At 68.1% G+C, this 25,948-nt stretch carries 24 protein-coding genes; 22 read left to right on the top strand and 2 right to left on the bottom strand.

Features of this window, described 5'->3' with window-relative positions:
- Positions 1–31 precede the first annotated feature (31 nt).
- The 14 genes from alaS to poxB all read left to right on the top strand — a co-directional run bounded on the left by alaS (position 32) and on the right by poxB (position 16,235).
- Positions 32–2,686: an alanine--tRNA ligase gene (alaS, locus tag WFI54_RS01770; protein WP_336651083.1), complete on the top strand. Its 2,655-nt coding sequence runs from the start codon at positions 32–34 to the stop codon at positions 2,684–2,686.
- Positions 2,686–3,183, top strand: a complete 498-nt coding sequence (ruvX, locus tag WFI54_RS01765; RefSeq protein ID WP_336651082.1) for a Holliday junction resolvase RuvX — start codon at positions 2,686–2,688, stop codon at positions 3,181–3,183. The genes alaS and ruvX overlap by 1 nt, the downstream gene beginning before the upstream one ends.
- On the top strand, positions 3,180–4,271 hold the full coding sequence (gene mltG / locus WFI54_RS01760; RefSeq protein ID WP_336651081.1) for an endolytic transglycosylase MltG: 1,092 nt from the start codon (positions 3,180–3,182) through the stop codon (positions 4,269–4,271). Before ruvX ends, mltG begins: the two co-directional genes overlap by 4 nt.
- 1 nt (position 4,272) lies before the next feature.
- Complete coding sequence (locus WFI54_RS01755) at positions 4,273–5,310, top strand: shikimate dehydrogenase family protein (protein WP_336651080.1); 1,038 nt, start codon at positions 4,273–4,275, stop codon at positions 5,308–5,310.
- Between the two features lie 5 nt (positions 5,311–5,315).
- Positions 5,316–6,512 carry a chorismate synthase gene (gene aroC, locus WFI54_RS01750; RefSeq protein WP_336651079.1) on the top strand — a complete coding sequence of 399 codons (1,197 nt, stop codon included), beginning with the start codon at positions 5,316–5,318 and terminating at the stop codon, positions 6,510–6,512.
- Complete coding sequence (locus tag WFI54_RS01745) at positions 6,509–7,234, top strand: shikimate kinase (RefSeq protein WP_336651078.1); 726 nt, start codon at positions 6,509–6,511, stop codon at positions 7,232–7,234. Before aroC ends, WFI54_RS01745 begins: the two co-directional genes overlap by 4 nt.
- Complete coding sequence (gene aroB, locus WFI54_RS01740; protein WP_336651077.1) at positions 7,231–8,313, top strand: 3-dehydroquinate synthase; 1,083 nt, start codon at positions 7,231–7,233, stop codon at positions 8,311–8,313. Before WFI54_RS01745 ends, aroB begins: the two co-directional genes overlap by 4 nt.
- Before the next feature lie 133 nt (positions 8,314–8,446).
- Entirely contained in the window at positions 8,447–9,496 is a 1,050-nt protein-coding gene (locus tag WFI54_RS01735) for an ABC transporter substrate-binding protein (RefSeq protein WP_336651076.1), read from the top strand.
- Positions 9,493–10,263: an ABC transporter ATP-binding protein gene (locus WFI54_RS01730; RefSeq protein WP_336651075.1), complete on the top strand. Its 771-nt coding sequence runs from the start codon at positions 9,493–9,495 to the stop codon at positions 10,261–10,263. The genes WFI54_RS01735 and WFI54_RS01730 overlap by 4 nt, the downstream gene beginning before the upstream one ends.
- On the top strand, positions 10,260–11,105 hold the full coding sequence (locus WFI54_RS01725; protein ID WP_336651074.1) for an ABC transporter permease: 846 nt from the start codon (positions 10,260–10,262) through the stop codon (positions 11,103–11,105). The genes WFI54_RS01730 and WFI54_RS01725 overlap by 4 nt, the downstream gene beginning before the upstream one ends.
- Positions 11,106–11,122: 17 nt before the next feature.
- A complete protein-coding gene (locus WFI54_RS01720) occupies positions 11,123–12,139 on the top strand; it encodes an Ldh family oxidoreductase (RefSeq protein WP_336651073.1) in 1,017 nt (338 codons plus the stop codon).
- Positions 12,136–13,518: an acyl-CoA thioesterase/bile acid-CoA:amino acid N-acyltransferase family protein gene (locus WFI54_RS01715; protein WP_336651072.1), complete on the top strand. Its 1,383-nt coding sequence runs from the start codon at positions 12,136–12,138 to the stop codon at positions 13,516–13,518. The genes WFI54_RS01720 and WFI54_RS01715 overlap by 4 nt, the downstream gene beginning before the upstream one ends.
- A gap of 9 nt (positions 13,519–13,527) precedes the next feature.
- Positions 13,528–14,409, top strand: a complete 882-nt coding sequence (locus WFI54_RS01710; protein ID WP_336651071.1) for a DUF1684 domain-containing protein — start codon at positions 13,528–13,530, stop codon at positions 14,407–14,409.
- A 101-nt stretch (positions 14,410–14,510) separates the two neighbouring features.
- Positions 14,511–16,235, top strand: a complete 1,725-nt coding sequence (gene poxB, locus WFI54_RS01705; RefSeq protein WP_336651070.1) for a ubiquinone-dependent pyruvate dehydrogenase — start codon at positions 14,511–14,513, stop codon at positions 16,233–16,235.
- A gap of 8 nt (positions 16,236–16,243) precedes the next feature.
- On the opposite strand, the gene WFI54_RS01700 is transcribed toward poxB, so the two are convergent.
- Positions 16,244–17,668, bottom strand: coding sequence for an AAA family ATPase (locus tag WFI54_RS01700; protein WP_336651069.1), 1,425 nt, complete (start codon positions 17,666–17,668; stop codon positions 16,244–16,246).
- Between the two features lie 53 nt (positions 17,669–17,721).
- Between WFI54_RS01700 and WFI54_RS01695 the strand changes: the two genes are divergently transcribed.
- Positions 17,722–19,599: a vWA domain-containing protein gene (locus tag WFI54_RS01695; RefSeq protein ID WP_336651068.1), complete on the top strand. Its 1,878-nt coding sequence runs from the start codon at positions 17,722–17,724 to the stop codon at positions 19,597–19,599.
- Positions 19,600–19,627: 28 nt separating this feature from the next.
- Complete coding sequence (locus WFI54_RS01690) at positions 19,628–20,464, top strand: hypothetical protein (RefSeq protein WP_336651067.1); 837 nt, start codon at positions 19,628–19,630, stop codon at positions 20,462–20,464.
- A 6-nt stretch (positions 20,465–20,470) separates the two neighbouring features.
- Here WFI54_RS01690 and WFI54_RS01685 read toward each other — a convergent pair whose 3' ends face one another.
- Positions 20,471–21,037: an acyl-CoA thioesterase gene (locus WFI54_RS01685; protein ID WP_336651066.1), complete on the bottom strand. Its 567-nt coding sequence runs from the start codon at positions 21,035–21,037 to the stop codon at positions 20,471–20,473.
- A 138-nt stretch (positions 21,038–21,175) separates the two neighbouring features.
- Here WFI54_RS01685 and efp point away from each other — a divergent pair, with 138 nt between their 5' ends.
- The 6 genes from efp to WFI54_RS01655 all read left to right on the top strand — a co-directional run bounded on the left by efp (position 21,176) and on the right by WFI54_RS01655 (position 25,929).
- Positions 21,176–21,739, top strand: a complete 564-nt coding sequence (gene efp, locus WFI54_RS01680; protein WP_336651065.1) for an elongation factor P — start codon at positions 21,176–21,178, stop codon at positions 21,737–21,739.
- A 5-nt stretch (positions 21,740–21,744) separates the two neighbouring features.
- Positions 21,745–22,161 (top strand): transcription antitermination factor NusB, encoded by a 417-nt coding sequence (gene nusB, locus WFI54_RS01675; RefSeq protein WP_336651064.1) that lies wholly within the window; start codon positions 21,745–21,747, stop codon positions 22,159–22,161.
- 327 nt (positions 22,162–22,488) lie between these two features.
- Positions 22,489–23,034, top strand: coding sequence for a bifunctional pyr operon transcriptional regulator/uracil phosphoribosyltransferase PyrR (pyrR, locus tag WFI54_RS01670; RefSeq protein ID WP_336651063.1), 546 nt, complete (start codon positions 22,489–22,491; stop codon positions 23,032–23,034).
- Positions 23,031–23,987 carry an aspartate carbamoyltransferase catalytic subunit gene (locus WFI54_RS01665; protein WP_336651062.1) on the top strand — a complete coding sequence of 319 codons (957 nt, stop codon included), beginning with the start codon at positions 23,031–23,033 and terminating at the stop codon, positions 23,985–23,987. Before pyrR ends, WFI54_RS01665 begins: the two co-directional genes overlap by 4 nt.
- Positions 23,984–25,360 (top strand): dihydroorotase, encoded by a 1,377-nt coding sequence (locus WFI54_RS01660; RefSeq protein ID WP_336651061.1) that lies wholly within the window; start codon positions 23,984–23,986, stop codon positions 25,358–25,360. Before WFI54_RS01665 ends, WFI54_RS01660 begins: the two co-directional genes overlap by 4 nt.
- The gene (locus WFI54_RS01655; RefSeq protein ID WP_336651060.1) at positions 25,357–25,929 is read left to right on the top strand and encodes a PH-like domain-containing protein; all 573 of its coding nucleotides are present in this window, start codon (positions 25,357–25,359) and stop codon (positions 25,927–25,929) included. The genes WFI54_RS01660 and WFI54_RS01655 overlap by 4 nt, the downstream gene beginning before the upstream one ends.
- Positions 25,930–25,948 lie beyond the last annotated feature (19 nt).

The raw sequence follows: 25,948 nt of genomic DNA, 5'->3' as shown, positions 1-25,948 counted from the left end.
CCACCCACACACCCAGAAGGACTCCGCTCGGATGCTGACCGCCGAAATCCACCGCCGCTGGCTCGACTTCTTCGAAAAGCGAGGACACACTGTCGTGCCCTCGGCCTCCCTCGTGAGCGACGACCCGAGCCTCATGTTCACCGTTGCCGGCATGGTGCCGTTCGTGCCCTACCTCTCGGGTCTGGTTCCCGCTCCATACAAGCGGGCCACGAGCGTGCAGAAGTGCATTCGCACCAACGACATTGAAGAGGTCGGCAAGACCCCGCGTCACGGCACCTTCTTCCAGATGTGCGGCAACTTCTCCTTCGGTGACTACTTCAAGGAAGAAGCGATTCGCTTCGCCTGGGAACTGCTCACTACGAGTGAGGCCGAAGGCGGCCTCGGATTTGAGGCGAAGGACCTCTGGGTTACCGTCTACGAAGACGACGATGAGGCCATCGGGTTCTGGAAGCAGCACTCGTCGCTTCCCGACGAACGCATCCAGCGCCTCGGCAAAGACACCAACTACTGGTCGACCGGTCAGCCCGGCCCCGCTGGTCCGTGCTCCGAGATCTTCTACGATCTGGGCCCGGAGTACGGCGTCGATGGCGGCCCCGCCACCGACGACGATCGCTACGTCGAGATTTGGAATCTCGTCTTCATGCAATACCAGATCACCGATGTAAAGTCGAAGACCGACTTTACGATCGTGGGCGAGCTGCCGAACAAGAACATCGACACCGGTATGGGTCTCGAGCGTGTCGCGTTTATCAAGCAGGGCGTGCAGAACATGTACGAGATCGATCAGGTGCGCCCCGTGCTCGATCGCGCTGCCGAACTCGCGGGCAAAACCTACGGTGCGAACCACGAGGACGATGTGCGCTTGCGCGTCATCGCCGATCACGTGCGCAGCGGCCTGATGCTCATCGCCGACGGGGTCACCCCATCTAATGAGGGCCGTGGCTACATCCTGCGCCGCCTGCTGCGCCGCGTTGTTCTTTCGATGCGTCTCCTCGGCTTCGACGGCCCGAGCTTCGCTGAACTCTTCCCCGTGTCGCGTGACGCGATGCAATCGGCCTACCCGGCAGTGGAGCGCGACTTCGACTTCATCTCGCGAGCCGCCTACGCCGAGGAGAAGACCTTCCTGCGCACCCTCGCCTCGGGCATTCAGATTCTCGACTCGGCGGTGGCTGCAGCAAAATCTGCAGACGTCTCGGTGCCCGGTGACACCGCGTTCCTGCTGCACGACACCCACGGCTTCCCGATCGAGCTGACGCTTGAGATCGCCGAGGAGGCCGGTGTCTCGGTGAACCGCGAAGTCTTCACCGCGCTCATGCAGGAGCAGCGCGACCGCGCCAAGGCCGACGCCAAGGCGAAGAAGGGCCAGCGCGCCGACCTCTCCGTCTACAAGGAGCTGCGCGGCCTCGGCGAGACCGCGTTCGTTGGCTACGACGAACTCAACCATGAGAGCCGCGTGCTCGGGATCGTTGTCGACGGCACCCCCGCCTCTGAGGCGCGTGAGGGCCAGATGGCCGAGATCGTGCTCGCTGAGACCTCCTTGTGGGCTGAATCCGGCGGTCAGGATTCTGACCAGGGCCTCATCGTGGGCGACGGCTTTGAGGCTGAGGTGCTCGACGTGCAGAGGCCGGTGCCCGGCCTCATCGTGCACACCGTCAAGGTGACGATCGGCACGATCGGGCTCGACGCGCGGGCCGAGACCCGTGTCGACGCCGATTACCGCCGTGGTGCCACGCAGGCCCACTCGGGTACGCACATCGTGCACGCCGCGCTGCGGGAGGTGCTCGGTTCGAGTGCCCACCAGGCCGGCTCCTACAACAAGGCCGGGTATCTGAGGCTCGACTTCTCCCACGCCGAAGCCCTCTCGGCAGAGACGAAGAGCGAGATCGAGGAGATCTCGAACCTTGCGATCCGCAGCGACTACGACGTTGTCACTCGCGAGATGGCCATCGACGAGGCGAAGGCTATGGGCGCGATGGCGCTCTTCGGCGAGAAATACGGCGACCGTGTGCGCGTCGTCGACATCGGCGGCCCGTGGTCGCGCGAACTCTGCGCCGGCACGCACGTGTCCAGCTCGTCTGAGATCGGCATGATCAGCCTCATCTCCGAGAGCTCGGTCGGTTCGACGAACCGCCGCGTCGAGTCGCTCGTCGGTATCGAAGCCTTCCGCAATTTCGCTGCTGAACGCGCTATTGTGCAGCAGCTCACCGGTGGCCTGAAAGTGCCGCGGGCCGAGCTTGTCTCGAAGGTGCAGGATCTCGGCGCACAGCTGCGGGCGGCCGAGAAGAAGATTGCGGCCCTCGAGGCCGAGAAACTGGGGCAACGGGTGCCTGAGCTGCTGGCTGGTGCGCAGCAGCTCGGCGAGGTGCGCGCCGTGCTCGGATCCCTCGGCACTGTCGGCTCGGCAGATGATGTGCGCGCTCTAGTGCTGCAGCTGCGCGACAGGCTCGCCTCGGAGGCAGGCGTTGTGGTGCTCGCCGGCGAGACCGGTGGCAAGCCCGTGGTGATCGCCGCGACAACCGCTGATGCGCGCGACCGTGGCGTGCGTGCCGGTGACCTCGCGAAGCTCGGTGCTCAGGTGCTCGGCGGCGGGGGAGGCGGCAAGCCCGATCTCGCCCAGGGCGGCGGTGCCGATCCTGCGAAGATCGACGATGCGCTGGCCGAGATCCGGCGACACCTGGGTGGCTGATGCGCAGCGGAGTACGTCTGGGGATTGACGTTGGTAAAGCCCGCGTTGGCGTCTCCCGCAGCGACCCTCACGGGATGCTGGCGACGCCGGTTGAGACGGTGCCGCGCGACCTCGGTGGTGACGCCGATCTCGCGCGCATCGCCGAGATCGTCGCAGAGCACGACGCCTTCGAGGTGATCGTGGGGTTGCCGCTGAACCTGCGAGGCGAGCGTACCCCCTCGACCGACGACGCGGCAGCGTTCGCGGGGCGCCTCGCCGCCCGCCTGGGGGGAGAGGCGGCGAAGGTGCGGCTTGTCGACGAACGATTGTCGACGGTGTCGGCGCAGGGGCATCTGCGTCAGGCCGGAAAGAAGACCAAGCAGAGCCGGTCGATCATCGACCAGGCGGCGGCCGTGGTGATCCTGCAGCACGCGCTCGATTTGGAGCGCGCCAGGGGCGAAGCCCCCGGCCAGGCGGCCGCACTTCCCGAGCCCCCCGAGGAGGAGACTCGCCCATGAACGCGCGTTCATCAGAGCAGGAGGGCCGCACCGGCCGCCGTGTGCTCATCTCGTTGCTCGTCGCCCTGCTGCTGCTCGGCGGTCTCGCCGGTGCCGGGGCCTTTCTCTGGTCGCAGTATGGCGAGCAGATCTCTCTGGCGATGGGGTGGTCCACCAACGACTACGACGACAGCGATCAGGGTGAGGAAGTGACGGTTGCCATCCGCTCCGGCGAGATTGGCTCCGATATCGCGGCCTCGCTCCACAAGGCCGGTGTGGTGAAGACCTCCGACGCCTTTTACGAGCTGCTGCTCGCGCAGCAGCCTCAGGTTGAATTCCTTCCCGGCGTGTACACGGTGCGTGAGCGTATGAGCGCACAGGCTGCGCTCGACGCCTTGCAGGATCCCGCGAACCGTCGTCAGCTCAGCGCCACTATTCCAGAGGGACTCACCATCGAGGGCACGCTTGAGCGGCTCTCGCAGGGATCCGGTATCCCCTATGAGGAGTTCGCCGCGGCCGCCGCCGACCCGGCAGCATACGGCGTGCCCGCAGGGGTGCCCTCATTGGAGGGGTGGCTGTTCCCCGCCACCTACGAGTTCTCGCCGGAGATGACCGCGCAGGACATCATCGCCCTGCTCGTGAGCCATCAGGTGCAGGTGCTCGACGAGTTCGGAGTGCCCGAGGCGGATCGCGAGCGCGTGCTCACCATCGCGTCGATTGTGCAGCGCGAGGGCCGCGACGCCGACTTCGCAATGATCTCGCAGGTGATCCACAAGCGACTCGCGATCGATATGGCATTGGGTATGGATTCGACGGCGCAGTACGGCTCAGGCGAGCACGGCAGTTTCTGGTCGAGCGACGAGGCGTTGAGCGACGACAATCCGTGGAACACGTACGTGCACAAGGGATTGCCGATCGGCCCCATCTCCAACCCGGGGCGCGCCGCGGTCGATGCGGCTCTGCACCCGGCCGACACCGATTGGCTCTTCTTCGTGAACGCGCCAGGCGGCAACGGCGCACTGACCTTCACCTCGAACGAGGCGGAGCACGAGGCTGCGGTCCAGGTGTACCGCGATTGGTGCGCTGCGACACCCGACAGCGGGTGCTAAGGTGTCGCACGAGCACGAGCACGAGCACGAGCACGAGCACGAGCACGAGCACGAGCACGAGCACGAGCACGAGCACGAGCACGAGCACGAGCACGCTCAGCCCCGCCCGCCTGTGACGGCGCTGCCGACGGCGAGCCTTGCCGTGCTGGGATCGCCGATCCGCCACTCGAAATCGCCCGCGATTCACGCCGCCGCGTACACGCAACTCGGTCTTGATTGGAGTTACGGCCGAGAAGAGCTGCAGGCAGCGGATCTCAAGAGCTTTCTTGCCGGGCTCGGCCCCGAGTGGCGGGGGCTCTCCCTCACGATGCCACTCAAAGAAGAAGCCCATCGGATCGCTCTCGTGCGTGATCCGATCGCTGAGGAGAGCGGTGTTGTCAACACGCTGCTGCACCTCGGCGTGCCCGCCCCTGGCGGTGGATCGGCCTGGGCCGGTTTCAACACCGATGTTGGCGGGCTTGCCGCCGCGATTGCCAAGGCCGGCCTCGATGCGACGCGCACAGCTGTGATCGGATCGGGGGCGACCGCGGTGTCGGCGCTGCTGGCGGCCCGTCGGTTGGGTGCCGAGCACGTCGAGATCGTGGCGCGCAACGCTGCTGCTGTCGCCGACCTGGTTGTACGCTTCTGCGACACCTGTGAGCCCGGCACGGAGCGGCCGATGCAGGTCTCGGGCACCGTGACATCGCAGGAACCTGACCGCACGGGTGCGACCGAGAACCCCGCGCCGCAGCAGGCAGCGGTGCCCACCCTCGTGATTTCAACGCTGCCAGGCCAGGCCGGCAACGAACTCGAACTGCCAGAGGCGCTGCTGCGCGCCCCGCTCTTCGACGTCGCCTACGATCCCTGGCCGTCACCGCTTGCAGAGCGCTGGCGCGCGGCTGGAAGCACAGCGCACTCGGGAGACGGCATGCTCATCGAGCAGGCACTGCTGCAGATTCGCATCTTCGTGGCGGGCGATCCTGCGACGCCGCTGCAGCACGAAGAACGCCTCCTCGAGGTGATGCGCGACGCGGCGAGGCCCACGAATATGGGAAGATAGCAGGTATGCTGCGTTGGCTGACTGCCGGAGAATCTCACGGCCCTGAACTGATCGCCGTCCTCGAAGGGCTGCCAGCCGGCGTGCCCGTTTCGCTCGACGGAATCCGCGAAGACCTCGCCCGGCGAAAGCTCGGCTACGGCCGTGGCTCGCGGATGAAGTTCGAACAAGACGAACTGCACCTCTCAGGAGGCGTCGTGCACGGCGTCTCGATCGGCGGCCCCGTCGCGATCCGTATCGGCAACACCGAGTGGCCCAAGTGGACCGAGGTGATGAGCGCCGAGCAGACCGAACTCACCGAGAAGTCACGCGGCCGCGGCGCCCCACTGACCCGCCCCCGCCCCGGGCACGCCGATCTTGCGGGCATGCAGAAGTACGGCTTCGACGAAGCCCGCCCCGTGCTTGAACGCGCGAGTGCGCGCGAAACCGCGGCCCGGGTGGCTCTCGGCGCCGTGGCCCGTGCGTTCCTCGCAGAACTCGGAATCAGGCTCGTGAGCCACACCATCTCCATGGGCGAGGTGGCCGTGCCCGCCGGTGCGCCGTTGCCGCGACCTGAAGATGTCGCCGCACTCGATGCCGATCCGCTGCGCTGCTTCGATGCTGCGACGAGCGAGCGCATGGTTGCCGAGGTCGACGACACCAAGAAGACCGGCGACACCCTGGGCGGCATCGTCGAGGTGCTTGCCTATGGCCTGCCGCCGGGGCTCGGCTCCTACGTGCACTGGGATCGTCGCCTCGACTCACGCCTCGCCGGCGCCCTCATGGGCATTCAGGCGATCAAGGGTGTCGAGGTCGGCGATGGCTTCGAGACCACCCGGCGTCGCGGATCTGCCGCGCATGACGAGCTGCACCTCGCCGACGGCACCATCACCCGCGAAACGGGTCGTGCCGGCGGCATCGAGGGCGGCATGACCACCGGCCAAGTGCTGCGCGTTCGCGCCGGTATGAAGCCGATCGCCACCGTGCCGCACGCGCTCCCCACAATCGATGTGGCCACCGGTGAGGAGGCGAAGGCGCACCATCAGCGCAGTGATGTCACCGCGGTGCCCGCAGCCGGCGTTGTGGCTGAAGCGATGGTCGCACTCGTGCTCGCCGACGCTGTGACCGAGAAGTTCGGCGGCGACAGCGTGCCCGAGACCCGGCGCAACCTCGAGGCCTATGTGGCGGCGATCCCCGAGCGGCTGGCGACCGTCATCGAGTCGTGAACGGTCACCGGCGAGCGGGCCGCGCCTCGGGGCCTCCCGCGGCGAAGCCGAAGCCCGCGCCGCCCACGAAGCCTGCCCCGTCGGGTGACGCCGGGGCAACCGACGAAGTGGCTTCGGCCGCGTCGCGTCGAGCCGCGGCTCCCTCGGGTGCGCGTGGCCGCTCGCGGCGGCGCCGGCGGCGGCGGGGCGGTGCGCGCCTGCCGGATCGTGCCGTCGTGTTCGTGGGGCCGATGGCCGCGGGCAAGACGAGCCTCGGCAAGCGGGTCGCCCGTGAACTCGGGGTGCCGTTCATCGACACTGATGCGGTGTTCGTGCGTGAGCACGGCCCCATTACGGAGTTCTTCGAGCGGCACGGTGAGGCAGAATTCAGGCGTATCGAGGCCGAGGTGATCGCGGCCGAACTCGCGGTCGCCGGGGGGCGGATCGTGGCCCTCGGCGGGGGAGCGGTGCTCACTGAGAGCACTCGGCGACTGCTCGCCGGGCACCCCGTCGTGCTGCTGATGACCACGCAGGAAGCGGTGCTGCGCACCGCGAACCTGTCTCGTCGGCCGCTGCTGCGTGACGACCCGGAGGCGTGGGGCCGCATTCTCGAAGAGCGGCGCCCGCTCTACGAGGAGGTCGCGGATGTGACCTATCGCACCGACAGGGCCACCAAGGAACAGCTCGCGCGCCGTGTGGCGCAGTGGGCCCGCAGTTTCAGAAAGAGGAGCGACCAGGCATGAGCGACACCCCCACCCGCATCGAGGTCACCGGCGACGCCGCGTACACCGTCACCGTGGGGCGCGGCGTGCTCGACAGGGTGGCCGAGGCACTGGGTGATCGAGTCGCCAAGGTGCTGATCGTGCACACTGCCACGGTGGGGCGTCTCGCCGACGAGTTGCGCAGCGAGCTGCAGCAGCACTACGGCCAGGTGCTGCTCGCCGAGGTGCCCGATGCCGAGGCTGCGAAGCGCGTCGAGGTTGCGGCGTTCTGCTGGCAGATCATGGGTCAGGCCGACTTCACCCGCACCGACGCCGTGATCGGTCTGGGCGGCGGCGCCGTCACCGACCTCGCGGGTTTCGTTGCAGCCACCTGGCTGCGCGGCGTGCGGCTCGTGCAGATCCCCACCTCGGTGCTCGGCATGGTCGATGCCTCGGTGGGTGGCAAAACGGGCATCAACACTGCCGAGGGCAAGAACCTCGTCGGTTGCTTCTACGCGCCCGCAGCGGTGATCTGCGATCTCGATCTGCTCAGCACGCTGCCGAAGAACGAGATCCTTGCCGGCTTCGCCGAGGTTGCGAAGTGCGGCTTCATCGCCGAACCAGAGATCCTCGACATTCTCGAAGCCGATGTGGATCGCGCCACCGACCCGGCAACCCCCGAGTTTCAGCGCGTCGTCGAGCTCGCCATCGGCGTCAAGGCGCGTGTGGTTTCCGAGGATTTCCGCGAGGGTGGACTGCGTGAGATCCTCAACTACGGCCACACCCTTGGCCATGCCATCGAGCACGCCGAGCGCTATCAGTGGCGCCACGGTGTGGCGATCGCGATCGGCATGATGTACGCCGCCGAGCTGGGGCGCATGGCCGGCTCGCTCTCGGATGAGGCGGTGGAGCGCCACCGTCGGGTGCTGTCATCGCTGTCGCTGCCGCTTTCATACCCCGCTGGCCGCTGGCCCGGTCTGCTCGCCGCGATGCAACGGGACAAGAAGGCGAGGGCTGGGATGCTGCGCTTCATCGTGCTCGACGACATCGCGAAGCCGCGGGTGCTCGCGGGCGTCGATGAGTCGGTGCTGCAGTTCGCCTACCAGGAAATCGCCTCCTAAACGCGTCTGGTCGCGCCCCGGTGCGACACGGTGTTGCTGAATGTGACGCGCAACGCGCCGGACGTTTGCCGGGCCGATAGATTTGACTGGTTGCGGGCGACACCGCGACCCCACTTGACACAGGAGTTTCCCCATGAGCCTTCGACGCCGACTCTCGGGAGGCATCGCCCTCCTCGCCAGTGCTGCCCTGCTTGCCGGATGCGCCTCGGGCGGCACCGCCGAGGCAGGCAGCGGCGATCCGGCAGACGCACCGAAGATCACCTTCCTCTACTCGCCGTACGCCGACTACGCCCCGTTCTTCATCGCCGAGGACAAGGGCTACTTCAAGGACGCCGGCCTCGATGTTGAGTTGATCTCGAAGAGCGGCAGCTCGGGTGAGACCTACCAGCAGGTCAGCACCGGCAGCATCACGGCCGGCGGCGCCACCTGGGGTGCGGGCCTCTTCAACGCGACCAAGGCCGGTGCGTCGCTTTCGGTGATCGCCAGCGTTTCGAAGATCCCCGACGAGGGCAAGAACCCTGCGCCGCTCATGGCATCAGAGCAGTCGGGCATCACCGACGCGAAGCAGCTCAAGGGCAAGAAGATCGGTATCCCCGGCGACGGTGGTTTCGGTATCTACTCGGTGCACCTCGCCCTTGACTCCGTCGGTCTCAGCCTCGACGATGTTGAGCTCGTCAACCTGAGCCCCGGCGATATCCCGCCGGCGATGGCCAACGGCTCCGTCGACGCGAGCTGGACCATCGAACCGATCTCCTCGGCGATCTCAGGCAAAGACATCGGGCATGACCTGCTGCCCATCGATTACCAGTCGGGCGTCGAACTCGGCGCGCTCGTCTTCAACAGTGAGTATGTCGACAAGTACCCCGAAGCCGTGACGGCGTTCACCGCCGCGTATCTGCGTGCTGTGCAGGAGCTTGAGGACGGCGGCTGGAACGATCCCGCCGATCAGGCGATCATCGCCGAGTACACCGACCTGCCCGTCGAGACTCTCACCGCGATCGGTCTCACCAAGCAGGATCCCGAGGGTGCCATCGACTGGGAGGATGTTGCCCGTCAGGAGGCGTTCTTCCGTGAGCGCGGCGCTCTCGAGTTCGACGGCCCCTCCGGTATCGAGCAGGTCTTCCGCAAGGACATCCTGAAGCAGGCGGTCGCGCAGGCCGCGGAGCAGGCAGCCGCGAAGTGACGAAGCCCGGCATCTCCATCCGCAATCTCTGGAAGGCGTTCCCCGACGCCGACTCGAAGGGCGATGTGCTCGTCGCCGTCGAGGACGTCTCCCTGGAGATCGGCGAACGCGAATTCGTCTGTGTGCTCGGCCCGTCCGGGTGCGGGAAGAGCACACTGCTGCGGGTGGCGGCCGGGCTTGAGAAGCCGAGCCTTGGCTCTGTCGAGACGGCGAGCCGCCCGTCGGTGGTGTTCCAGGAGCACGGCGTGTTCCCCTGGCTCACCGTCGCCGAGAACGTCGGTTACCCGCTCAAGCTGCGGGGCATGCCCCGTTCGGCGCGGCGGGAGCGGGTGCGCGAGCTGCTCGAACTCGTGGGGCTCTCAGATTTCGGCAGCTACTATCCAGCGCAGATCTCCGGCGGTATGCGTCAGCGCACTTCGGTGGCGCGCGCTCTCGCCGACGACGGCGACGCGCTGCTCATGGACGAGCCGTTCGGTGCGCTCGACGAGCAGACCCGTGTGGCACTGCAGCAGGAGTTGCTGCGCATCTGGGAGCAGACCTCGAAGTCGGTGATGTTCATCACGCACAGCGTCGATGAGGCGCTGACCCTCGCCGACCGCGTCGTGGTGATGTCGCAACGACCCGGCCGCATCGTGGCGGAGATCGAGATCCCGTTCGAGCGGCCGCGCGACATCATCGAGCTGCGGCGCGACCCTCGCTACGGCGAGATCACCTATCAGCTCTGGAACCTGCTCGAGCAGGACGCGGCGGGGGAGGAGGCGGCGTGACCGCTCAGCTTGAGGAAGCCACGCAGGATCCTGCGGAGTCGCGTGAAGAGGTCAAGCGAAAGCTTGCCTCTGCCGTGCACTCGGAGAAGGGCTCGCCGTGGATTCGCCGTATCGGCCCGTACACGCCGCTGCTGCTGATCTTCGTGTGGGAGGTGCTGAGTCGCGCAGGTGTGCTCGACGCGAGGTTCTTCCCTCCGCCGAGCTCGATTGTCGAGACCTTCGTGAAGATGCTCATGGATGGGGTGCTCATCGAGCACACGGCGATGACGTTGTCGCGCATCTTCGTGGGCTTCCTGCTGGGTGCGATTCCCGGGGTGCTGCTGGGGGTGCTGCTGGGCACGGTGCGGCCTCTGCGTCAGCTGCTCGAACCGATCTTCTCGAGCTTGCTGCCCATTCCGAAGGTGGCGATCTTCCCGCTGCTGCTGCTCATCTTCGGTCTTGGTGAGACGAGCAAGTACGTCATCGTCGCAATCGGCGTGTTTTTCTACCTGTTCTTCAACACGATGAGCGGGGTGATGCAGACGCCGACGCTGTACGAGGATGTGGCTCGCGCGAACGGGGCTACCCGCCTGCAGCGCTGGTTTACGGTGTCGTTCCCGTACGCGCTGCCGTCGATTTTCACGGGTATGAAGCTTGCCACGGGTGGCGCTTTCGTGATCATCGCGGCGTCTGAGTTCGTGGGATCGCAGAGCGGTCTCGGGTATCTCATCTGGAGTTCGTGGTCGACGTTCGCGGTGTCGAAGATGTACGTGGGCATTGTCACGATCTCTGCGCTCGGCTATGGCGCAACCGCGCTCGAAGGCGTGATCGAGCGCCGTGTGGTGCCGTGGGTAAAGTACTGAGCGCGGTGGATGCGGTGATGGAGGTCGCGGCCGGGAGGGTGCGGCTCGCGGTGGCTCGGGTGCTCGCGCCGTATGCGGCGGGCGGCGTGTATGTCGCTGAGGATGCGGATCGCGCGGCCTGCTGGATTGTGCAGGCCGAGCACCTCGGTCTTGCGGGCTTCGGTGTCGATATGCTGCTGCGGGATCTGCGCCGGGTGGAGAGCGGATCGCGGCCGGCTGTTCCAGCTCACACCAGGCCAGCCGACATCGATCCTGCCGGTGATTCCTCGTTCTCCGGCGCGATTTCAGATATTGACGCGGCGGGAATCCCCGGGCCGCTGGCTCTCGCAGCTGCGGTGCGGATCGCCGAAGCCGCCGTGGCATCCCACGGCATCGGGCTTGTTGGTGTGCGCAACGTGGGCGCGCTCGGTGTGCTGGGGCTCGCTGCGCGCGTGCTTGCTGAGCGTGGGCGGGTTGCGCTGATCTCGGCGCAGGCGCCGGCGATGGTCGCGCCGTGGGGCGGATCCGCGCCGGCGATCGGCACCAACCCGATCGCATTCGCTGCACCCCGGGCAGGCTCTGCGCCGCTCGTTGCTGACTTCGCGACCTCGCAGATCACGCTCGCCGAATTGCGTCGTCTCCGTGAGGCAGGAGAGCAACTGCCCGATGGGGTCGCCATCGACGCCGTAGGCCACCCCACCTCAGCTCCCGACGAGGTCGCCGCGCTGCTGCCCGAGGGGCGCCTCGGCTCACTCGCGGGTCTGCTCGTCGAAGTGCTTGCGGGGGCCGCTGCCGGTGGCCGCGCACCCGCGGGCACCCCTGTCGATGGGCGTGGTGCTGTGGTGATTGCAATCGATCCCGCTCGTGCGGGCGGCACGCACGTCTCTGAAATCTGTGCTGAGATCGCCAAGCAGTGGCGTGCGGCAGGTGGGCATGTGCCGGGGCGTTTCGACGCGCTCGAGTCTTCGCACTCGGAGGCGCCTGACACGGTGATCCGTCTGCAACAGACCGACTTCGATGCGCTGCTCGCCCGCGCAGGCGAGGCCGGCGCGTGAGCGGCCCCGCAAACCCTGGCGTGCTGCGCATTGAGGCGGAGCCGCGGACCGGCCTGCTCTCGCAGCGCCGCCGCATCACCGTTGACTCGGCGGTGCCCGGATCGCTCGTCACTCTGCGGGCCGAGACCCGACGTGGGGCCGAGTTGTGGGCGGCGCAGGCGACGTACCTCGTCGACGCTGCAGGTCGGCTCGACCTCGATACTTCAGCGCCCGTCTCGGGCGACTACCGCGTTGCCGACGCAATGGGGCTGTTCTGGGCGCAGCGCCGTCAGACAAACGCAGGCGGCAGCGTCGAACCGAGTGATGTGTCGGCGCCGATCCGCACCCGCATCACCGCACACGCCGAGCCGGGCACCGGCCTGCTCGATGTGCCTGCCGCAGGGGTCTTCCGCGCTGGCGCGCAACCAGCTTCAGCCGAGCTGGTCATCGAGCAACTGCTGCTCGCCGACGGCGTGCAGCGCGCTGAGATTCGGCGCGATGGGCTCGTCGGCACCCTGTTCACGCCGACCGGCGAGGGCCCGCACCCCACCATCATCGTGATGAACGGTTCGGGCGGCGGTATCAACGAGGCGCGTGCGGCCCTCTACGCGGCGCACGGCATCCAAGCCCTCGCACTCGGCTACTTCAAAGCCCCCGGCCTGCCCGACTACATCTCGCGCACCCCCCTCGAGTACTTCGAGCGCGCCATCGACTTCGTCACCACCGAACTCGACCCACTGGGCGGCGCACCGCTCGTGAGCGGGCAGTCGCGCGGCGGAGAACTCACCCTGCTGCTCGCATCGTTGTTTCCTGAGCGGATCCTCGGCGCGGTCGCCTTCGTGCCCGCTGCATTCGTGTTCGGCGCCCAGGGCGCAGCCGACCCCGCCGAAGGTTGGAACGGGCCCACCTGGACCCTGGGCGGCGCACCGCTCGAACACCTCTGGCACAACAACAGCGGCGTCGACTGGCAGCCCTGGAACGACGACCCGGCGCCCACCAGGCACGCAGACGTCTACGTCGACGGCCTGCACGACCGCGAGCTCGCCCGCGCCTCGCGCATCCCCATCGAGCGTTTCACAGGCCCCGTCGCCTGCGTATCCGGCCTCGACGATCGCGCCTGGCCGTCGAGCTTCGCCTCCCGCATCGTCTTCGACACTCTCGCGCGGCACGGCCACACCGCCGAGCGCCTGCACCTCGACTACGTCGACGCCGGCCACGGCATCGCGATCCCGCACCTGCCGAGCACCGAGATCGAGCGCATGCACCCCGTCTCAGGGGTGCACTACTCGAACGGCGGCACCCCGCGAGGCAACGCCGAAGCCAGTGCCGACTCCTTCGCACAGGTCTGCGCCTTCGTGCACCGCACGGCGTCGCGTCACACTTCCAACCATCAACGATAAGGAGCAGTGATGCCGGTAACTGAGCATCTCGCCGGGCAGTGGCGCGAGTGGCGCCACAAGCACGTCTCGGACCTCACCCGACCCTACGGCTGGACGGCGCTCGTCGCGCAGTACTGGCTGCACGAGGGAGCGTCAGACGTGGAGCTCGAGCTGCTGCCCGGCACCTGGAGCGTCAGCGACGGCAAGGTGATCCACACCCCCGCGGAAGAAGGGCCGCAGCTCTCCGTCAACGGCGAGTACCCGACCGGGCCCGTCGAGATCGTCACCGGCCGCAATCAGACCTACGGTCACGGCGCGAGCGTGCCCGTCTACTTCGGTGCCTGCGAAGTCGAGACGGTGCCGCGCACCAACGATGCGGGCGACCGCATTTTCGGCGTGCGCGTGCGCGATCCGCGGGTGTCGGTGCGGGCCGAGCAGATCGGCCTCACAGCCTTCGACTACGACCCCGCGTGGCGCCTCCCCGCAGTGTTCACCCCGGCGGAACGCGACGATGTCGAGCAAGAAACCGTCGAGCGCGGCGTGCGGGAGACCACCAGCCGCATCGGCACCCTGCGCTTCGAGCACAACGGCACGCCGTATGAGATCGTGCTCATCGGTAAGGACGCGGGAGATCGGGTGCAGCCCGTCGCCCACATCCGCGACGCCACGAGCGGCCCCATCAGCTACGGCGCCGGCCGCGTGATCGAGCTGCAGTTCTCCGAGGACGGCGCCGGTCGCATCGACTGGATCGATTTCAACTACGCCGTCGCGCTGCCGTGCGCGGTCACCAACTTCGTGACCTGCCCGCTGCCGCCCCGCCAGAACCACCTCGACTTCGAGGTGCTCGCCGGCGAGAAGAAGCCCGAGCACGATGTTGCACGGGTGCTCACCTACGAGGCGCCCGCCGCCTGAGCCCGCATGGCCGCCGCCCCTCCGCAACCCCTTGCGTTCCTCCCGGATCACGCTGAGGATGGGGAGGGAGCGGCGGACCCTCCGCCGTCGGAGGGGATTCCATGACCACGATTGCTCAGAACCTCGTCGACACACTCGAGGCGAACGGGATCGAACGCGTCTACGGCATTCCGGGCGACTCGCTGAACGGCATCACCGACGCCCTGCGCACCTCGGGCATCGAGTGGGTGCACGCCCGTCACGAGGAGGGGGCGGCCTTCGCCGCCGCAGGGGAGGCCTCAGTCACCGGCAGCCTGGCGGTGTGCGCCGGTAGCTGCGGCCCCGGTAACTTGCACCTCATCAACGGGCTCTACGAGGCACAGCGCTCGCGCGTGCCGGTGCTCGCCATCGCCGCGCACATCCCGAGCGCCGAGATCGGCTCGAACTACTTCCAGGAAACGCACCCGCAGGAGCTCTTCCGCGAGTGCTCCGTCTACGTCGAGCACGTGTCCGACCCGGCGCAGATGCCTCGGCTGCTACGTATTGCCATGCAGACCGCGGTAGAGAAGCAGGGCGTCGCGGTGCTTGTGATCCCCGGCGACATCGCCCTCTCCGAGATCCCCAGCAACGAACTCGCCAGAGTCACCACGGTGCGGCCCAGGGTCGTGCCGCAGCAGGAGCAGCTGGAGCTCGCAGCCGAACTGTTGAACGGTGCGAAGAAGGTGACGATCCTCGCGGGAGCCGGCGTCGCCGGCGCCCACGATGAGGTGATCGCCCTGGCTGACTCCCTCGCCGCGCCCATCGTGCACGCACTGCGCGGCAAGGAGCACATCGAGTTCGACAACCCCTTCGACGTGGGCATGACCGGCCTGCTCGGCTTCGCTTCGGGCTACCGCGCCATGGAGGCCGCCGACACGATCCTCATGCTCGGCACTGACTTCCCGTACCAGCAGTTCTACCCGGCGGGCGCGACCAAGATCCAGGTCGACGTGCGAGGTGAGCAGCTGGGACGCCGCGCTCCGCTCGACCTGGGGATCGTCGGTGACGTGGGCGAGACCGCCGCATCACTGCTGCCGCTGCTGCAGCGCAAGCAGCGCCGCTCCCACCTCGACGACGCGCTCGAGCACTATCGAAAAACGCGTAAGAAGCTCGATGAGCTCGCCACGCCCGCGGGGCCGGGGAAGGCGATCCACCCCCAGTACGTCGCCCGGCTCATCGACACCCTCGCCGCCGACGACGCCGTGTTCATCCCCGACGTCGGATCGCCCGTCGTGTGGGCGGCCCGGTATCTCACCATGAACGGCCGCCGCCGTCTCATCGGCTCCTTCAGCCACGGCTCAATGGCGAACGCGCTCTCGCAGGGCATCGGCGTGCAGGCCTCCCACCGCAGCCGTCAGGTCGTAGCGCTCGCGGGCGACGGCGGGCTGGCAATGCTGCTCGGCGAACTGCTCACACTCGAACAGAACGCGCCGCTGCCGCTCAAGATCGTGGTGTTCAACAACTCCTCGCTGAACTTCGTCGAACTCGAGATGAAAGCCGCGGGATTCGTGAACTACGGCACCGAGCTCAAAAACCCGGACCTCTCCGCCGTGGCGCGGGCGATCGGTCTGCACGCCACCCGGGTGAGCGAATCAGAGCAGTTGGAAGACGCACTCCGCGACGCCTTCGCCCATGACGGGCCCGCGCTCGTCGAGGTGATCACCGACCGCCAGGAGCTGTCGATGCCGCCCTCGATCAGCGTCGAGCAAATGAAAGGCTTCACGCTCTACGCGCTGCGCTCCGTGCTCTCGGGGAGAGGCGACGAGGTGCTCGACCTGGCACGCACCAACCTGCGCCAGATCTTCTAGAGGGCGGCTCAGGCGATCCTGAACCCCTGGCCCTGCAGAATGAGCGCGAGCACGCGGCGATCCTCGCGGTGCATCACGCCCTCCACGAAGCGGCTCAGCGCCCGATCAAGGGTCACGGCCCCGGCACTGCCGGCCACCTTCTGCAGAATCGCCACGAGCGTGCGCGGCGCGAGCACCGCCTCCTCCAAACCCGGACGGCCATCGATCTCGCGCTCCGTGCTCACGTAAGCACCGAAGCCCTCGCCGTGCTCTCCCGAAAACACCTGTTGGCTGATAAACGCAGCCCGCGCTACCCGCAGCAGCTCGTCGACCCCGATACCCGGCGGTAACTCGCCGCGCTCGTCGACGACGGCCGCAGCCGCGAGCAGCGCGTTCTCAGCAGGAAACTCCTCGTAGCCCAGACCGGTATCGGGATAGTGCACCCGGTAAGCGTTCGCACCGAAGCGGTTGACGAGCTCGGCGCTGAGCCGGTCGAGACCCCGATAACGATGCGGCGTCTGCTCGTTGGCAGTGGCGAGGATCGCGAAACCCGAGGCGATCCGCAGCTCCCGGCCAGCATCCTCCTGCACGCTGAAGACATCGCCGGGGCGCAACTGCAGCACCCGGTTGAGACGCTTCAAAAACTCAGCGGGCATCGCATTGACCTCGTCGAGGATCACCGGCCGCCCCTCCGCCATCGCACGCAGCAGCGGCCCTGGCACGAACACGCTCACCGTGGCACCGGCCTCCGCCCGCAACTCGTGGGTGCCGATCAGTTGCGCTCCGGTGATGTCGCCGTAGCCTGAGACGAACTCGGGCTCCGCACCGACGGCCAGGCGCGACAGATGCTCGGCGAGCGCCGTCTTCGCGCCGCCCGTCTCACCGACGAGCAGCACCGGATCCCCCCGCAGCACTGCGGGCAGCGCCTCAGAAGTAATTCCCCGCATCTGATCGGTTTCGAGCAGACCGCCGCGCAGTTGACGCGCCGCCCGACGCAGCCGCAAGGTGCCCAGGGACTCCAGCACGGCATCGCGCCGATCGGCCGTCGACACCGCGGATCGCCAGCCGCCTTCCGAACGCAGCTCAGCGGCGGCGCGCAGCTCGCGAACGCGCACACCCTCCGACGCGGTCAGAGCCCGACCCGCGACCACAGCTCGCGCCACAACCGCGTCGGCCGCAGCGAGACGCGCACGGCGCGACGCCCCCTCGCGATGCGCCGCCACCGCGGTGCGCAGGACGCGCGCACGCTCATCAAGGGCGGCCTCGATCAATGCGCGGCTATCGGCGTCGTCGAGGATCGCAGCGAGTCGGCCCTCAACAGCCGCGAGATCGGCCCGATGCTCTGCAGCCTCCGCCTGACCGGTAGACGATGCGAGAGCGCGACGCACCAGGCGTCGTTCGTCAGCAAGGGTGCGCGCCTCGCGCAGCACGGGGTCAGCGTCGAAAGCCAGCATGCCCGTCACGCTACCACCGCGCCGCGGCCGTCGCGGCCCGGTAGGGTGTGGGCATGGTGGACGCAGGCATCGAGGAGCGCGAGCGCCTGCGAGCCGTTGGCGCGCTCATCGGGGTGCCGATCATTGTCACCGATGATGAGATCTGGGAGCTCGATGACAGTGCGCTGCGGGTGGGGCTCGGCTGGTACGCCAGCCGCGGGCACGGGCACGAAGAGGCCGTAGCGCTCGCGCTGCTGCAACTCTGGGAGAGCGTGCACGGCGAACGGCGCGCCCCCGAGCGGGCGCGCCGCGGTCGCTCGATCATCGCCGCACACCCCTTCGCTGAGCCGCTCGTGGCCGCGGTGATCCGCCTGCAAGCAGTATCCGAGCTGCTCACTGCGCTGCCAGGGCTCCGGGACCGGCTCGCCGCAGCAATCGTGCGCAGCCTCCCAGGCAGCCTCGCCGAACAGCCCCGGCATCTGCAGTGGGTCGCGCTGCTGCTCGCAGCAGGCACCGGCGCCGCACGCCTTGCAGGTCTCGCACCCGAAGTCGTCGCGGAATGGGACACCCTCGTGCACGCCTCCCGCGACGGCGACGCGCTGCGGCGAGTGCTCGCCCCGGACCCGAGCCGGGCGCCGCTTGAACGCTTCGAACGAGCGCTCGCGCTGCTGTTGCCGCCCTACGAACGACTGCTCGCTCGCGATGCGCAGGAGCGCGGCCTCGGCGACGGCCCCCGCGGCGCAGAGGCAGAACACCACGAGGGCGGCGCGGCCTCAGACGACTTCGGAGCCGCCGGGGCTGGCGGTGACGCCGAACAACAAGCCACCGACGACGGCCCCGCCGAGGGCGAAACCGAAGCGCCGGGCGAAGACGAGCGGGCGCGCGCAGGGGAGGGGCGGCAAGCAGCCGAAGGCGCCGACCTGTTCGCCGCCGAGCAGGCCGGTTTCGTCACCGCGATGCTCGCCACCCCCCTGCCAGCCGAGGGAGCGCTGCTCGAAGCGATGGCGCTGCCCCCGTTGGAGGCCACCCCGCAGCCGGGAGATGAGCAGCGCGACATTGGCGGCGGCTCGGCCGACGGGGGCGGCGGCAGCGCCCGCGCCGATTACCGCGACAGAGTCGCAGAACTCGCAGACGCGATCGAACGCATGCGCGCTGTGTGGGCGCAGGTCATCGCCGAACGCATCGCGCAACTGCGTGGAATCGGGCGGCGCCCGGTGCCCGAGGGGGAAATGCTCGCCCCCGATGCCCTTGCCCGTGCCGTCGCAGAAGCGCGCGCCGGTGTGGCGCGCCCGGCAGCATTCTTGCGGCGGGAAACGCGCCCCCGACGGCGGCGGCGCGCAGGCAGCACCGACTACGTCCTACTCGTCGACCGTTCGGCCTCCATGCAGGGCCGCGTCGCCGACGCCGCAGCTGATGCCGCACTCATCATGCTGGAAGCGCTCGCCGGTGTCGAACGCGACATCGCGCACGCCGAGCAGCAGGCCGGGGTCGAATTCGATCTCGACATCCGCACGGCGCTCGTGGTGTTCGACGGCGAGCCGGTCCTCGTGAAGCCATTGAGTCGTGGCCTTGACGATGGAGTGCGTCGCCGCATGCACACCGAGATCCGCTCCCCGCGCGGATCCACGAACGACGGGGCGGCGCTGCGGCTGGCCGCCCAGCAGCTCGGCATCGTGCCGGGCGCTGCGGGTGTTTCTGGCACTGCTGGCCCGCTCGGCGACGGCGTCGAACGGCGTCGCGTGGTGCTGCTCGTGAGCGATGGCGGATCGAATGATCCCGCCGCCGCCGCGGGTGAGCTGCGTCGGCTGCGGAATGCCGGAGCCGAGGTGCACGGCATCGGCATCGGCTCGGATGAGGTGGTGCGGCGCTACGCCCCGAGCAGCCGACGCATCGACGACCCCGCAGGCATCGCCGAGGCGATCCAACAGCTTGTCGAACGTGGGATACGGTGATGGTGAGCGACACCAGATCGGAGACCACATGACCGCGGCAGACACGGGGGATCGCACCCGCCTGATGCGAGGGCTCTTCCCCGAGCTCGCGGCCGAACTCGACGGTGCCCTCGCTGCGAACGGCGGCGCCGCCGACGACTTCGATGCCTGGCTCGACGGCGAAACCGCGCGACTGCGTGCGACCACCATCGGTGCGGCCGCGTTCACCGAGGTGCTCGACGTGGCCCAGCGCGAGCGCTTCGAACGCGCCTTCGCGGCGGCAAGCGCCGTCGCAGCGTGGCTCGACCTCGCACTGCCGCAGCCGGAGGCATTCGCCCACGCGGGCGTCGCGTTCAGCGGGCTCGGCGCAGCCCTCGCAGCCGACCCCACCCTTTTACCCGTGCCCGCGCCCCACGGCCTCGGCATGGCTGGGTGGCGGCGGTTGTTCGCGCGGGCTGCAGCAGACGACGGCCCGCTGTCGCACCAGGATGGCGGATCCCCGCTCGTGCTGGCGAGTGAAGCCGAACGGGAGTTCACCAGTCTCGACCGCGCCGCCGCAGGGGTTCCCGTCGTGCGCGACAGCGGCGGCGTCGACTGGACCCTGCGACTCGTGCCCGCCGGCCTCGCGCCGGCGGTGCTCGGCCTCAGTTTCGAGCACGGCCCGCACGCGACGCTGCCGGAAATGCTGATGCTGCAGCTTATGCGCGCGGTTGCGGGCGAGCCTCTCGTTGACGCTCGTAGCTTCACTTGGCTCGCAGGCACGCTCTCCGACGGCCGACTCGCCGCCAGACACGTCTACGACGCCGCCGAGCACAGCGTGCGCATCAACTGCCGCGAGGTCGGAAACCAGGGCCCGCACCTCGGGGCCCGGCCGCCGATCGGCTGAGCGGTCCTACTCCCACACGCTCCGGGCGTCGGCGCGCGTCGAAGGCAGTCGGGAGGCAGTGCCCCACGCGAGTACGTCGTCGGGAACGCGCAGCTGATCCGGATCCGCACCGCTCTTCTCAATGACCTCAGCCACCGGCACCGTGCCGCCGCCGCGGCGCAGAATACGGCCCCGCACCACTGCGCGAGCGTAAATCTCAGGGCGCCGCTGCGCGTCGGGGCGCACGAAGCGCTGCTCGATATACACCGCCTGCTCGTCGAAGCCGAGGATGCGCGACTCGATCCAGAACCGCATCCACGGGTTCAGCGATTTGCGATATGAGATGGTCTGGCCCACAACCACCGGGTACCAGCCCTCGCGTTTGAAGACATCGAGTGCGCCGTTGCGCTGAATCAGGTCGAAACGCGCCACGTCCATGATTGACAGGTACTTGCCGTTGTTCATGTGGCGCAGCACATCCAGGTCGGTGGGCCACACCCGAAACCGCGAACGCGAAACGTCGCCGAAGCCGAGCCTCGGGCCGCGGGGCCCGACGAACCAGAGATGCCAGAAGGTGCGGAAGAGCATGTGCATCACCGCAGGATAGGGCCGCGGCGGCACGCAACGCACACCATTTGTGGGAGAGCTGCAAGGTCGGTGCCGCGAGGGCGGTGTAAACTGTATCGGCGCTGGTCTGGCGCTCGAACCCGATAGAACCCGGAGAATACCCGTATGGCAACCTCGAACGACATCAAGAACGGCACCGTGATCAAGGAGAACGGTCAGCTCTGGAGCGTGGTCGAGTTCCAGCACGTGAAGCCGGGCAAGGGCGGTGCCTTCGTGCGCACCAAGCAGAAGAACGTCGTCTCGGGCAAGATCATCGACAAGACCTACAACGCCGGCGCGAAGATCGAGACCGCCAACGTTGACCGTCGCGACTACCAGTACCTCTACCAGGACGGTGCCGACTTCGTCTTCATGGACAAGAGCGACTACGACCAGCTGACCGTCGCAGCCGCTGTCGTCGGCGACTCGGCGAAGTTCATGCTCGAAAACCAGGATGTGCAGATCGCACTGCACGAGGGCGATCCGCTCTACCTTGAGCTGCCCGCCTCGGTGGTGCTCGAGATCACCTACACGGAGCCGGGCCTGCAGGGCGACCGCTCCACGGGCGGCACCAAGCCCGCCACCGTCGAGACCGGCGCCGAGATCCAGGTGCCCCTCTTCCTCGAGACCGGCACCCGCGTCAAGGTCGACACCCGCACGGGTGACTACCTCGGCCGCGTCAACGACTAGTCACCGTGTCAGCTCGTTCCAAGGCGCGCAAACGCGCCCTCGACATGCTCTTTCAGGCCGATGTGCGCCACGAGCCGATCACCGCGATCGTGGGCGCCGAGGCTCGGCGTGCCGCCGGTGAACCAGACCGTGAGGCCTCGTGGCTGTATGCACGCGAGATCGTCGATGGTGTCACCGATCACCGCGACGAGATCGATGAACTCATCATGAGCTACTCCCAGGGGTGGACGCTCGAGCGCATGCCGAACGTCGACCGCGCCTTGCTGCGGCTCGCGGCGTGGGAGATTCTCTTCAACGACGAGGTGCCCACGGCTGTGGCGATCGACGAGGCTGTGGAACTCGCCAAGGAGTACTCCACAGATGATTCCGGCCGCTTCGTGAACGGCGTGCTGGGACGCATCGCCGACCACGCGCAGGCATAGCCTGGCAGCCCTCAGCACGACGACGGCCCGCGCTCCGAACTTCGGAGCGCGGGCCGTCGGTGTGTCTGGGGTGGGGCCTGTGGCCCCCGCTGTGCCGAGTGCTGCCGCCGAAGGGCGAATTTCGCGGGTGGATTTGCGAGTTTCGCCGCGAAATCCGCCCTTCGAGGGGTGTGCTGCGGCAGCAGGGGTGCGGCGGGGTGCGTGGGCGCATCACGGGGGCTTGGCGTGGGGTGTGGCGCGTGGGTCTGGGGTGCAGGGACTGGTATGGTTGAAGGAAATGAGTTCCTTTAAGTCCGTCCAGTGAGGCGGGAAAGGAGTGCTGGGCACATGCGTACCCTCCTCTACGCCGACGACATCTCGAGAGCGCTGACCCGCATCTCGCACGAGATCGTCGAAGCAAACAAGGGCACCGACGACCTGATCCTCGTCGGCATTCCTAGACGCGGCACCCTGCTGGCGCACCGCATCGCGGCGAACATCGCCAGAATCGAAGGCGTTGACGTTCCTGTCGGCAGCCTCGACGTCACCATGTACCGCGACGACCTCTCGCGCCAGCCCGCCCGCGCACCGCAGCCCACCGACATGCCCGTGGCGGGCGTCGACGGCGTCACTGTCGTGCTTGTCGACGACGTGCTCTACTCCGGCCGCACCGTGCGCGCCGCCCTCGACGCGCTGAACGACCACGGCCGGCCCCGCGCCGTGCGCCTCGCCGCGCTCATCGATCGGGGGCACCGCGAGCTGCCGATCCGCGCCGATTACATTGGCAAGAACCTGCCGAGCGCGAAGCACGAGCGCATCTCACTGCGCCTCGAAGAGCTCGACGGCGTCGACGAGGTAGCGATCGGCAGTAACGATGGGGGAGCCGCAGCATGAGGCACCTGCTCGACACGCGCACCCTGAGCCGTGAGGACGCGATCCTCATCCTCGACACCGCCGAGGAGATGGACGCCGCGCAGCAGCGCGAGGTGAAGAAGCTGCCGGCCCTGCGCGGCAAAACCGTGGTCAACCTCTTCTACGAAGACTCGACACGCACCCGCATCTCCTTCGAGGCCGCCGCGAAGCGCCTCAGCGCCGACGTCATCAACTTCAGCGCGAAGGGATCGTCGGTATCGAAGGGCGAATCCCTGAAAGACACCGCCCAGACCCTGCAGGCCATCGGCGCCGACGGTGTCGTGATCCGCCATCCGGCCTCCGGCGCACCCGAACGCCTCGCCCGCAGCGGTTGGATCGACGCCGGTGTGCTCAACGCCGGCGACGGCACCCACGAGCACCCCACGCAGGCGCTGCTCGACGCCTTTACCATGCGCCGCCGTCTCTTCGGCGATGCCAGCCGTGGCCGGGACCTCGACGGCGTCTCCGTGGTGATCGTCGGCGATATCGCGCACTCGCGCGTGGCCCGCTCCAATCTGTGGCTGCTGAATGCTCTCGGCGCGCACGTCAGCTTCGTCGCGCCCGAGACGCTGCTGCCTTACGGCGCGCGCAACTGGCCCGTCACCCTGCACCACTCCCTCGATGTCGCCCTGCGCGAAGAGCAGCCCGATGTGGTGATGCTGCTGCGCATCCAGACTGAGCGCATGCACGCCGCCTTCTTCCCCAATGAGCGTGAATACGCCCGCAACTGGGGCCTTGACGACGCGCGTCTCGCCAGACTCGGCGAGCGCACCATCGTGATGCACCCCGGCCCCATGAATCGCGGCCTCGAAATCTCATCCCGGGCGGCCGACTCCGATCGGTCGACAGTGCTCGAGCAGGTCGCGAACGGCGTCTCGGTGCGTATGGCCGCCCTGTACCTGTTGTTGAGCGGATCTGAACGGAGCACCCATTGAGCAACCCCGACATCCTGATCCGCGGCGCTCGACTCGCCGCAGACCTCACCGAGCGCGGCGCTGACCTCAGCTCCGCCGCACCGGTCGACCTGCGGATCTCAGGCGGACGCATCATCGAGCGCGGCGCCGAGCTGCAGCCCCGCGAGGGTGAGCGTGTGATCGAAGCCGACGGTCTCGTCGCGATCACCGGCCTTGTCGACCTGCACACCCACCTGCGCGAGCCCGGCTTCGAGCAGTCCGAGACGGTGCTCACGGGCAGCCGCGCGGCAGCTGCCGGCGGCTTTACCAGTGTGTTCGCGATGGCCAACACGATGCCCGTGCAGGACACCGCCGGAGTCGTCGAGCAGGTGCAGTCGCTCGGCGACGCCGCCGGCTACGCCACCGTGCGCCCCATCGGTGCAGTCACCGAAGATCTTGCAGGGGAGCGTCTCAGCGAGATCGGCGCGATGGCGCAGTCGCGTGCGAGCGTGCGAGTGTTCTCCGACGATGGCAAGTGCGTGCACGATCCGCTGCTCATGCGCCGTGCCCTCGAATACGTGAAAACCTTCGACGGCGTGATCGCGCAGCACGCGCAGGATCCGCGCCTCACTGAGGGTGCCCAGATGAACGAGGGCGCGCTGTCGAGCGAGCTGGGCCTCAAAGGCTGGCCCGCCGTGGCCGAGGAATCGATCATCGCCCGCGATGTACTGCTCGCCGAGCACATCGGGGCGCGACTGCACATCTGCCACCTTTCGACGGCCGGCTCCGTCGAGGTGGTGCGCTGGGCAAAGGCCCGCGGCGTGCAGGTCACCGCCGAGGTCACGCCGCACCACCTCATCCTCACGGAGGAGCTGGTGCGCAGCTATGATCCGCGCTACAAGGTCAACCCGCCGCTGCGTCGCGAGGCCGATGTGCGCGCCCTGCGGGCCGCTGTCGCCGAGGGTGTTATTGACATCATCGCCACCGATCACGCCCCCCACCCTGTCGAGGCGAAGGAGTGCGAGTGGGATGTCGCCGCCTTCGGCATGGTGGGCCTCGAATCGGCGCTGCCGATTGCGCTGCTCACTCTCGTGAACGAGGGCCATGCCAGCTGGGCCGAGCTTGAAACGCTGCTCTCGCAGAAGCCCGCCGAGATCGGGCGCCTGCAGGGCCACCCGACGGCGCTCGCCGAGGGCGAGCCCGCCGATCTCGCGCTGATCGACCCGAGCGAGTCGAGCGCCTTCGACGTCGAGCGCCTGCGCGGCCTCAGCGTCAACTCGCCGTTCCTGGGGATGCAGCTGCCCGGCCGCGTCGCCTACACGGTGCGTCGCGGGTACCTCACCCTCGACGGCGGCGAACTCGTCGCGCCTGAGGTTGTCGCGGCCGCAGCGGCTGCGCTGGAGGGGGCACGGTGAGCGCTGCCTCGATCGCACTGCTCTTCGCCGCCGCCGGTGTTCTGGTGCTCGTGAGCATGTGGTTCGCCTGGCGCGCGCGCGGCCGACGGGACGCCGCCGCGGCTGCGTCATCACCGGCGCCCGACGGTGAGACGATCGCGCGTTTCCCGCGTGCGGCGTATGTCTCGACCACTGCCGAGGGTGCTCCGCTTGAACGGATCGCGCTGCCAGGCCTGCGCTACAAGGGCTACGCCGATGTGACGGTGCGCCGGGATGGCGTCACGATCGAGGTCACCGGCGAGCGGCCCGTGCACATCGGCGCAGCGCGGGTGCTCGGCACGGATGAGGCGGGCATGCGGATCGGCAAAGCCGTCGAACAGGGTGGGCTCTCTCTGCTGCTGTGGCGAGCCGACGACAGCCACGGCACTCCCGAGGCCGGCGATGATGGCCGGATCCTCGAATCAAGCTTCCGCTTTGCAGATGCCGCCGAACAGCGGCGCTTCTCAGTGGCAATCAAACAGATCCTTACCCCCGCAGCGTGCGGGGCCGGGGACCGGGACACACACGGAACGACGCAGGAGGACGCGTGACCACGAACACAGGTGAAGA

The sequence above is a fragment of the Leucobacter sp. MMO-125 genome, assembly GCF_037148395.1.
Classification (GTDB): Bacteria; Actinomycetota; Actinomycetes; order Actinomycetales; family Microbacteriaceae; genus Leucobacter.
This window is presented reverse-complemented; position numbering and strand designations above follow the sequence as displayed.

Bases quoted from the DNA above. Each gene is read 5' to 3' on its own strand.
- mltG (WP_336651081.1), top strand. From the start codon at position 3,180: ATGAACGCGCGTTCATCAGAGCAGGAGGGCCGCACCGGCCGCCGTGTG.
- efp (WP_336651065.1), top strand. From the start codon at position 21,176: ATGGCAACCTCGAACGACATCAAGAACGGCACCGTGATCAAGGAGAAC.
- WFI54_RS01695 (WP_336651068.1), top strand. From the start codon at position 17,722: ATGGTGGACGCAGGCATCGAGGAGCGCGAGCGCCTGCGAGCCGTTGGC.
- WFI54_RS01685 (WP_336651066.1), bottom strand. From the start codon at position 21,037: ATGCACATGCTCTTCCGCACCTTCTGGCATCTCTGGTTCGTCGGGCCC.
- pyrR (WP_336651063.1), top strand. From the start codon at position 22,489: ATGCGTACCCTCCTCTACGCCGACGACATCTCGAGAGCGCTGACCCGC.
- aroC (WP_336651079.1), top strand. From the start codon at position 5,316: ATGCTGCGTTGGCTGACTGCCGGAGAATCTCACGGCCCTGAACTGATC.
- WFI54_RS01665 (WP_336651062.1), top strand. From the start codon at position 23,031: ATGAGGCACCTGCTCGACACGCGCACCCTGAGCCGTGAGGACGCGATC.
- poxB (WP_336651070.1), top strand. From the start codon at position 14,511: ATGACCACGATTGCTCAGAACCTCGTCGACACACTCGAGGCGAACGGG.
- WFI54_RS01720 (WP_336651073.1), top strand. From the start codon at position 11,123: ATGGAGGTCGCGGCCGGGAGGGTGCGGCTCGCGGTGGCTCGGGTGCTC.
- WFI54_RS01710 (WP_336651071.1), top strand. From the start codon at position 13,528: ATGCCGGTAACTGAGCATCTCGCCGGGCAGTGGCGCGAGTGGCGCCAC.
- WFI54_RS01690 (WP_336651067.1), top strand. From the start codon at position 19,628: ATGACCGCGGCAGACACGGGGGATCGCACCCGCCTGATGCGAGGGCTC.
- WFI54_RS01700 (WP_336651069.1), bottom strand. From the start codon at position 17,668: ATGCTGGCTTTCGACGCTGACCCCGTGCTGCGCGAGGCGCGCACCCTT.
- ruvX (WP_336651082.1), top strand. From the start codon at position 2,686: ATGCGCAGCGGAGTACGTCTGGGGATTGACGTTGGTAAAGCCCGCGTT.
- aroB (WP_336651077.1), top strand. From the start codon at position 7,231: ATGAGCGACACCCCCACCCGCATCGAGGTCACCGGCGACGCCGCGTAC.
- alaS (WP_336651083.1), top strand. From the start codon at position 32: ATGCTGACCGCCGAAATCCACCGCCGCTGGCTCGACTTCTTCGAAAAG.
- WFI54_RS01735 (WP_336651076.1), top strand. From the start codon at position 8,447: ATGAGCCTTCGACGCCGACTCTCGGGAGGCATCGCCCTCCTCGCCAGT.